Annotated in this window: 6 protein-coding genes; all 6 read left to right on the top strand. The window is 38.6% G+C overall.

Going from position 1 to position 9,687, the window contains the following annotated elements:
• Window positions 1–1,080 (top strand): FecR family protein (locus tag ABWO41_RS11460; RefSeq protein WP_353137817.1); only part of this gene is annotated, 1,080 nt, incomplete at its 5' end.
• A gap of 194 nt (window positions 1,081–1,274) precedes the next feature.
• Window positions 1,275–4,598 (top strand): TonB-dependent receptor, encoded by a 3,324-nt coding sequence (locus ABWO41_RS11455; protein ID WP_353137815.1) that lies wholly within the window; start codon window positions 1,275–1,277, stop codon window positions 4,596–4,598.
• A gap of 22 nt (window positions 4,599–4,620) precedes the next feature.
• Window positions 4,621–6,156 (top strand): RagB/SusD family nutrient uptake outer membrane protein, encoded by a 1,536-nt coding sequence (locus ABWO41_RS11450; protein ID WP_353137813.1) that lies wholly within the window; start codon window positions 4,621–4,623, stop codon window positions 6,154–6,156.
• Window positions 6,156–7,004 carry an endonuclease/exonuclease/phosphatase family protein gene (locus ABWO41_RS11445; protein WP_353137811.1) on the top strand — a complete coding sequence of 283 codons (849 nt, stop codon included), beginning with the start codon at window positions 6,156–6,158 and terminating at the stop codon, window positions 7,002–7,004. Before ABWO41_RS11450 ends, ABWO41_RS11445 begins: the two co-directional genes overlap by 1 nt.
• A gap of 10 nt (window positions 7,005–7,014) precedes the next feature.
• The gene (locus ABWO41_RS11440) at window positions 7,015–7,917 is read left to right on the top strand and encodes an endonuclease/exonuclease/phosphatase family protein (protein WP_353137809.1); all 903 of its coding nucleotides are present in this window, start codon (window positions 7,015–7,017) and stop codon (window positions 7,915–7,917) included.
• Window positions 7,918–7,928: 11 nt separating this feature from the next.
• Window positions 7,929–9,687 (top strand): BACON domain-containing protein (locus ABWO41_RS11435; RefSeq protein ID WP_353137807.1); only part of this gene is annotated, 1,759 nt, incomplete at its 3' end.

The following is a 9,687-nucleotide window of genomic DNA, read 5'->3' as shown; positions in this document are numbered from 1 at the left end:
GAGGACAACTTTATGCTTCAGGACTCAAGTCCCGGGGAATTGAACAAAGACAAAAACCTACAAAAAAAAATATACGACCGCATTTTCAAAACAATAAATAAGAAAGAGGTTAACATATACAGGTTATGGATAAAGTATGCCGCAGCAATTATTTTGATCCTGTCTATTGGTATTATGGAATACAGGGTATATAAGAAAGATTTGGAACTTGAAAAAGTAAAAGCTGTTTCAGTTAAATCAAGAATCCCTTCTCCGGTACAAGATTCATCTGCAGTAATGCTAACATTATCTGACGGGTCTGTAATTTCTTTGGATAGTGCCAACAATGGGGTGCTTACTGAGGATGGCTCTTCAAAAATAAGCAAAACAGCAAATGGGGAAGTAGAATATAAGGTGACAAATAGCTGGGGTTATTTAAATGCTTCAGTAAACAAGTTATATGTTCCAAAAGGGTTTCAATATAAATTGACACTGGCCGATGGGACTAAAGTTTGGTTAAATGCCAATTCTACTCTTTATTACCCTTCAAACTTCAGAGGTATAGAAAGACTTGTTGAACTTGCAGGAGAGGCTTATTTCGAGGTAGCGAGAAATGAAAAAATGCCTTTTATTGTAAAAACCAGAACGTCAAGAGTACAGGTGTTAGGAACCCATTTTAATATCTCTGCCTATACGGATGACGAGGTTGAAAAGACAACTTTAGCTGAGGGCTCTGTTAAGGTTTCACAAGGGACTCATAACGTAGTTTTAAAACCAGGGCAACAGGGGGTAGTGGCTAATAAAAATACAGAGATTAAAGTACAGGAGGCCAATTTAAAACAAATACTGGCCTGGAAAGAGGGGTATTTCCTATTTAAAGATGATAATATCAGGGACGTAATGAAACAGATTTCTCGATGGTATAATGTCGATATCGAATATGAAACAAGCTCGGATGGGAAAATATTTGGTGGAATTTATTCAAAATCAAAGGATTTGGAAGAATTGCTAAAAGGGCTTGAACTTACGGGAATAGTAAAGTTTAAGATAATTCCTGAAGAGTCTATTGGTAAAGGAAGGAGGGTAATAGTTATGGATTAATTATATAATCATAGCTGATATCCTATAAAAAATCCCGAAAACGTTCGCACCGTTCCCGGGATATGCATTAGGATTCAACTGAATTTTACTTGGAGCATCAATTGAAAATTAAACCTAACATTCAAATGTATAAAAAAAACACTGTATTCAACTGCAGCGCGCACATCTATTGTAATTCAAAATTTCTACGCATCATGAGATTGCTATCCATCTTTATGTTGGTTACCATTATGCAGGTTAGTGCCAACTCTTTAGCGCAAAGCATTAATATGCAATTAAAAAATGTACGTCTGGAAGATGCGCTTATACAATTGCAAAAACAAAGTGGATACGATTTTCTTTACAGTTCGCAGCTGTTGAAATTAACCAATCCAGTAACGGCATCTTTAAAGGGAGCTACTATAGAAGAGGCCATGGAAAAGCTGATGGCAAATCAACCTCTTACTTATGTGATTAACAAAAAGACAATCACCATAAAAGCTAAGCCTCAACCACCAAAAAATGTTCAGATTAATGGAAAAGTAATTGACGAAGCTAACGAGCCTTTGATTGGCGTTTCGATAAGAGTGAAGAATACTCAAGCGGGAACCATAAGTGACGAGAAAGGCGCTTTTAGCCTTAATACTACTGATAAAAGTGCAACACTTGTTTTCAGATATATGGGCTTTGAGGAAAAGGAAATTTCTGTTGCAGACAACAGGAGTCTAACTGTTGTTCTCAAAAAGTCGACTTCGAAACTCGAAGAAATAGTAATTATAGGTTACGGAGAGGTGAAAAAGAGGGATTTAACCGGAGCGGTTTCTACCGTAAATATGAAAGATTTAGAAGATGTTCCGGTTCAGCGCATAGACCAGATGTTGCAAGGAAGAATTGCCGGAGCGGAAATAGTATCTACTTCCGGCGAACCTGGAGCAGGAACGTCTATCAGGATTAGAGGAACACGTTCTATTAATGCTACCAATGAACCTTTGTATGTGGTGGACGGGGTAATGGATGCGGTAACGAATATGAGTGACATCAATCCTGAAGATATTGAATCTATACAGGTATTGAAAGATGCATCATCAACCGCAATTTATGGCTCAAGAGGTGCCAATGGGGTTATCATGATTACCACCAAAAAAGGACGGGACGGTAAGAATGAATTTACATTTAGAGCTACGGTAGGCCGTTCGGAATTGCCCCGCTATCTCGATTTAATGAATGCACAAGAGTTTGCCGAACTGCAAAACGACCGCTTTTTTTTCTCGAGTACTGCAAACCAGATAAAACCTCTTGAGCAATATCCCTTTCCCGACCCCGCCGCATTGGGTGAAGGAACGAACTGGACGGAGGAGATTACACAAAAAGCGCCATATAGCAGCTATACCTTTACAGCATCAGGCGGGAACAAAAGTACCCGGTATTATTTTTCAGGAAATTATGCGGATGAAGAAGGTATTATCATTAACAGTGGCGTAAAAAGAACACAATTTAGGCTCAACCTGGATCATACCGTCAGTAAAAATGTTACTGCAGGAATTAGATTGAACTATGCCAATATAGACAGGGATTTAAACAAAGCAGATATTGGTACGCAAACTTTATGGTATAGGTCTACCATTTTTTTGGCACCTACTATGCCAGCTTATAAAGAAGACGGTTCGTTTAATGATTGGAATACACAATGGTACTCGGGAACACTTTTCGATTCGCCTTTGGCCAACGCGAAACTTTTGCGAAAAGACCAATTGATAAAAACCTTTTCGCCAATGGCTTTTATAGAAGCAAGTCTATTAAAATCTTTAAAAATTAAAAGTTCGGTATCGTATTATGACCAAAACCGTTTCGATGACAATTTTTCGCCCTCTACCTTGCCCACCAGAGCCAACCGAAGTTCGGGAGCTTATGCCTATAAACGAGCATATAGAGCAAATAATGTCCTGAATGAGAATACGATAAACTATAACAAGACCTGGAATAAAGCTCACCGTTTGGATGCGCTTTATGGTTTTACTGTACAAAAACTTTGGTACACCAACCTGTCGGCAAGTGGTGAAGGATATTTTATTGATAATAATAACACCAATGATTTAGGGTCTATACCTTCAAAAGAAACTGTCAACCTTTCGTCTGATTATTCAGACAGAGGAAGGTTATCTCATTTGGGGCGACTTAATTACAGCTATCTGAGCAAGTATTATTTAACTTTTACCGGCCGTTACGACGCGGGTTCTAATTTTGCTGCTGATAAAAAATGGGCTTTTTTCCCTTCAGCAGCCTTAAAATGGAATTTAAAGGAAGAAAAATTCCTTAAAGATGTTTCAGCTATCGACCAGTTGGCTTTAAGGTCAAGTATAGGAGTGAGTGGTAATGATGCAATTTCCATGTACCAATCACTTTCACAACTAACTTCAACTACTTCTGGTTATATTTTTGATGGCGCTATTCCCGTTTCGTACTATCCTTCGCGAATTGCTAATCCAGAACTTACCTGGGAAAAAACAAAATCGATAAACCTGGGGATTGACGCAACGTTCTTGAAAAACAAAATTGATTTAAGTCTGGAATTTTATTCTGCTAAAACCGAGGATCTGTTATTATCTGTACAATTGCCTAATCAGGCAGGCTATGGATCTCGTTTAACTAATATTGGTAAAACATCCAATAAAGGAATAGAATTTACCCTAAACACTAAAAACATTACCCGAAAAAAATTCTATTGGACCTCTACTTTTACCATCGCTCACAACGACCAAATGGTTAACGACATTGGTGGTTTAGACAGAATTGCAGCCTATGTTAATCCCTATGGAGGGAATTACATGATGTACGGTTATGTGGCAGGCAGACCTTTAAATGCACTTTGGGGAATGCAGTATGCCGGCGTATGGAAAAATCAGACAGAAATAGATCAAAATAATATTGATAAAAAGTATGCATCGGCATCAACGGCTTTTTATCAGCCGGGACGTCAGCGCTATATCGACCAAAATCGGGATGGCTTATTGGACAATGATGACTTGGTGTATCTGGGTAATGCCGACCCTATCATTTACGGTGGTTTGCAAAACAGTTTCCGTTTTAACAGGCTTTATGTCAACTTCTTTTTTAATTACTCCCTTGGCGGAAAAATTTACAATCCTACAGAACTGTTTATGGGAACCGGAACCTATCTAAGTAACCAGTACCGATATATGGTAAATGCCTGGCACCCTATCAGAAATCCAGATTCCGATCTCCCGAGAGCAGAATCTAAAGACGATATTCCTGCCGACCGCTTTGTTTACAATGCCAGTTTTTTAAGGCTTAAAAGCGCAACAGCAACTTATGTTTTTGATATAAAGAAACTCACTGCCAATAAATTGCAGGAGCTAAAATTGTCGCTAAGCGGGAATAATCTGTTCTTATGGAAAAAATATAACGGCTACGATCCCGAGGTTTCTACCGAGAGTGGCAATTCTACCATCAGACGTATGGATAACGGTGCATACCCTGCCAGCCGGACAATTTCGTTGAGTGCTTTTGTTAAATTTTAACATCCTAAATGTAATCAGGAAGATGAAAAAATATTTTAAAATACTGCTACTTATAGCCTGTGTTTCACCGCTGGGTTCATGCAAAAAAATACTAGAAGAAATTCCCGAGAGTTTTGTAACCCCCAAGCAGTTTTATCAGAATGAAGCGCAGTGCATAGCGGCTTTAAATGGCTGTTACAGCCCTTTAACCAGTATCTATAATCAGAATTTAATTATTGCTATTGAAGCAGCTACCGATTTAGGATATTTTCCCAGTTCTTTAAATAAAGATGCAATTTTTGATATCTCACCTTCTTCTCCCGGAATGGGGCAGAATTTGTGGATACAATGTTACAAGGGAATAATGTTCTGTAATTCCGCTGTAGCGGGTATCAAAGGGTCGCGCGTTGACGAAGATAGAAAGTCAGCCCTTGTTGCAGAGGCGGTAACATTGAGAGCTTTGTATTATTACATACTTACTTCAACCTTTGGCGATGTGCCCTTTTATATGGATGATGTTGCGGATTTGCAAACTTTAGAACAGATAAACGCGTTGGGGCGCATGGATGCCAGTAATACCCGAAAAACACTGATTGAAGAATTGAATCAATACGCATCAGCCTTGCCTCAGAAACGTACTTCAGATGTTGCTCAAAATCGCATTTCGGCACCCGTTGCCTATATGCTGATAGGCAAATTGGCCATGTGGGAAAAAGACTGGGGAACTGCGCTTACTGCTTTAAATAAAATAAAACTGATATATGCGGCTCTATCCCAATATAAATTGGTTGATACCTATTTTAGAAATAAAAACACACCCGAATCGATTTTTGAGGTTCAATATACCTGGTCGGCCACTGGGTTAAAGAAAACCACTAGTGTTGCCGCCTATTTTACACCGTCAAAAACCAGCGGAACTTCGATTTACGGAGGTGTGAATATTCCTGAATTGGGAACTGTTGCAAATCCTTTTGGCTCGGTAACCCCTACGCAATATTTTATGAGCCTGTATCATGTTTTTGATCCGAGAAGGAATATAATTCTTGCTTATTCGTATAACGGAACAGTTTTTCCAAGAACAATGCAAAATAATGGTACGGGAAAACCTTATACAGGGCCAAAATTCTGGTGTCCTGGAATGGATAACATAGCAGATGGTAATAACCAAAAAGTGTTCAGATATGCCGATGCCTTGCTGATGATTGCCGAATGTGCTAACCAATTGGATGATAGCGATACGGCAATGGATGCCATTAATGAGGTAAAAAAGCGGGCAGAGAATGAAGCTGCGACTAATAATAACAATATTACGTTGATATTATCCTCGTATCCCGGTAAAGAGGCTTTTCAAAAAGAAGTAAAGGAAGAAAGAGCAAGAGAGCTTATGGGTGAGTATGGCCGCAAGTGGGATTTGGTTCGTTGGGGTACATTCTATGATGATGTAAAATCTACTGCGGGAGCCGAATCGATACAAATTCTTCAGAATATACGCCCTTATCACCAATACTATCCCATTGCCGATAGCGAAATACTTCGCTCGGATGGTAAGTTGAACAATGATGCTTATAAAGGACAATAATGAAACACTTAATTAAATATTTATTATTCGGGTTATTGGCTTTCTCTGGCCATACCCTGTTTGCTCAGCGAACATTTAAGGTGCTTAGCTATAATATTTTAGAGGGTATGAAAACCGACAAAACTGAAGGTAAACAGGAATTCGTATCATGGTTAAAACTACAAGATCCTGATGTTTTTGCCATACAGGAGGCCAATGGCTTTACGCCAAAAACACTTCAGGAATTGGCTGAATCTTATGGGCATAAATATTCGGTATTGCTCAAAGAAACCGGTTACCCTACGGCTATTACTTCGAAGCATCCTATTGAAAATGCCGAGAAGTTTACTGATAAAATGACTCATGGTTTTATAGTAGCTAAAATATTGGATTACAATTTTGTGGTACTACATCTGAACCCGCACAGTTATATCAAAAAAAGGGCAGAGATGAAAACCGTATTGGATAGTATTAAAACCAAGAACATAGGTAAGAAACTGCTCATGATGGGCGATTTTAATTCCTATTCGCCATTGTATAGAGACAATTTTGAAGATGGCATTATGCAAAGCTCATTGAGAAAAAGAGAGCTCACCAGCAACGGAAAGCTGAAATATTTGGTAGATGGAGAAATTGATTTTGAAGTACAGCAGGCTATTTTAGATATGGGTTTGGTAGACGTGATATACAAACTGGAAACTGAAAATCCAACTAAGGCAAAGTCTATAAATCCTCAGAAGCATAAAATTGACTATATCTATTGCTCAAAAGATATACAGTCAAAAATTATTTCTGGCAATTTTATTCAGGACAATTTCACCAAAACACATTCGGACCACATACCCATTGTTATCGAATTAAAAAAATAGTAAGCTAAGAATGAAGGCGGCTAAAAATTCCATCGACAAAACTAAAGTGATAATAACGATACTGCTTGTTGTTTCCATTTTTACGGGTTGTAAGGACAAGACTGCTCTACCCGAAAAGAAAGATCAAAACATCCAACAAAAATTAACGGTGCTAAGCTATAATATTTTGGAAGGAATGAAAACTGATATTTCTACCAACAAACAGTTGTTTACAGCATGGGTTGGTATACAAAACCCCGATATTTTTGCTATACAGGAAGCTAATGGTTTTACCGAAGTAACGCTTGCTGCGCTTGCCAAATCCTACGGGCATAATTATTCTGCATTGGTTAAACTTACAGGATATCCCGTTGCGTTAACCTCGAAGTATCCTATTACAGCAGTTGAGCGCATAAATAATGGCATGACCCATGGATTTATTATCGCTAAAATTTTAGATTATAACATTGTGGTACTGCATCTCAATCCGCATAACTACGAGATCAGGCGATCCGAAATTAAGATTGTTTTAGACAAGATTGCTACCAATAAAGCAACCAGTAAATTGTTGGTTATGGGAGACTTTAATTCCTATTCGCCGTTGTATGCCGCCAATTTTGCAAATGGCACTTTGGTAAATACCTTAAAACAAAGAGAACTGGCAAACCCAGGCCAGAAATATCTGGACAACGGGCAGCTTGATTTTAAAGTACAACAAAGCGTATTGGATGATGGCCTTTTAGATGTGATTTACGAGTTGGAGCAAAAAGATCCAAAAAATGCTAAAACAATAAATCCAACCACCAATAAAATTGATTACATCTATGCCTCAAAAGATCTGATGCCTAATGTAGTTTCGGGCAATTTTATAAAGGACAATTTCACGGCAAAATATTCAGATCATCTCCCCATTATTATTCACCTAAAACGTTAAAGAAGATTAATATGAGATCATTAATTCTATTCACCAGAACACCAAAAAAGCTAATGTTCATGCTTCTTGCGACGTTAACTTTTTTAGGTTGTAAAAAAAATGAATCACTGACCCGATTTAGTACAGATCTGGCTTTAAATGCCAATACTGTAAGATTAAATGCTCCGGCAACTTCAACAAAACTTCAAGTTTATTCTGACGGCAATTGGACCGTGTCCCTAAAAGAGGGAGCCGATTGGATTACACTGGATAAAACCGAAGGTAGTGGGAAAAGTTATCTTACGGCGACGGTGACATCTAACGAAGGCAAACCGGCCAGGGCTACAGAGATTTATATTAGTACAAAAAGTACTACTGATACTATTGTACTACAACAATTAGGCCTGACACAAACTTTAAAATTTACCGATGCTTCCATTAATACACTATCCAGAGCCGGAAGTGCCAAAAGCTTACTGACCACCAATATTGATTTTGCGTTAATTGGGAAAGAAGCGAAGTATATAACCGCCGGACAGGAAGATTGGATTTCAAATATTGCTTACGACGGCAGTTATGTATCGTTTGATATGGCGCAAAATACTTCTTCAGAACCAAGAGAGGCATTTTTGAAGTTAGTGCACCAGAATGCAATAGGAGTAATCATTAAAGATTCACTATTGGTTACCCAAAATGCCAAGGCTGAATATGATGATGCTGTGCTGAAAGATTTTAGCTATGTTAAAAATACGTTAGCACAAGGCACTATTGCCGAAAATATTTACATAGAAGGCATTGTTCTGGCAGATAAAGGAAACCCTAATACGGCATTAATTCCAAACTCGGCCAGCAATAAACACGAGCTGGACAATACCGAAAACGGTATAACTGTTTATATCCAAAGTTTGGATGGTACATCCGGATTAAGGATAAGAACAAAAACACCTGGGGATAACCTGTTTGGCAAAAATGAAAAAGTTAAATTATGGCTAAAAGGAACAACACTGGCCAAAACTAGCAGCCCGACTACATCTACCATATCCGATTTTCCATCAATTAACATCATCGAAAAAGAGTTGAACACAACGCCACTGGTGATAAGGGAAAAATATATGAAAGATCTGGTTGATAACGATATCTACACTTATGTTAAATTAAAAGATGTCGAACTGTCTGTCCCTGTTGGCTCTTATTTCAATACCAATTATGGTTATTACGCTAGAGTAAGCTGCTATCCTGTAAATATTAGGGATATCAATGGTAACAGCATGTACATGATGATAAACGATCAGCATGAACTTGTTTTGCCGTACAAGAGCTTGATCAGAAACGGTGTGGCCGTTCCTCAGGGGTCTGGCACTATATCTGGTGTGCTTGTTCATGAAAGCTATTCGCGTTATGGTGGTGATATTGGTACTTACGGCATCAGGCCAATGAGTATGTCGGAAATTGTGCTCAACAATAGTCGTAGCAGTGGCTTTTCAAATGTATTGGTAGAATGGCAAAAGCCTTTAATAGAATATGTTGCCAGCCCAACGGCCGCTAAAAACCCTATGTCGCCAAACATTGGAGCAGGACAGTTGAGCCATAGTTCTATTGCTGAAACTAACTATACCGCAATTATAGCTACGCCAGCCTATAATGGTCTAAAGGGACAAGGCTCGGGGTCAAATACAGAAAAAGGAACTACCGATAATGATGCATGGAGAAATACAACGGCAGTAAAATGGTGGAACGATAGCAAAAACAGAGGAGAAGCCTGGTTGGTCAATTTTTCAACCGCGGGTATCA

Origin of the sequence: Pseudopedobacter sp., from assembly GCF_040392825.1 — a bacterium.
Lineage (GTDB): Bacteria > Bacteroidota > Bacteroidia > Sphingobacteriales > Sphingobacteriaceae > Pseudopedobacter.
The sequence above is the reverse complement of the archived record's forward strand: the minus strand, read 5'-3'. Positions and strand labels throughout refer to the sequence as shown.

Bases quoted from the DNA above. Each gene is read 5' to 3' on its own strand.
- ABWO41_RS11455 (WP_353137815.1), top strand. From the start codon at position 1,275: ATGAGATTGCTATCCATCTTTATGTTGGTTACCATTATGCAGGTTAGT.
- ABWO41_RS11450 (WP_353137813.1), top strand. From the start codon at position 4,621: ATGAAAAAATATTTTAAAATACTGCTACTTATAGCCTGTGTTTCACCG.
- ABWO41_RS11440 (WP_353137809.1), top strand. From the start codon at position 7,015: ATGAAGGCGGCTAAAAATTCCATCGACAAAACTAAAGTGATAATAACG.
- ABWO41_RS11445 (WP_353137811.1), top strand. From the start codon at position 6,156: ATGAAACACTTAATTAAATATTTATTATTCGGGTTATTGGCTTTCTCT.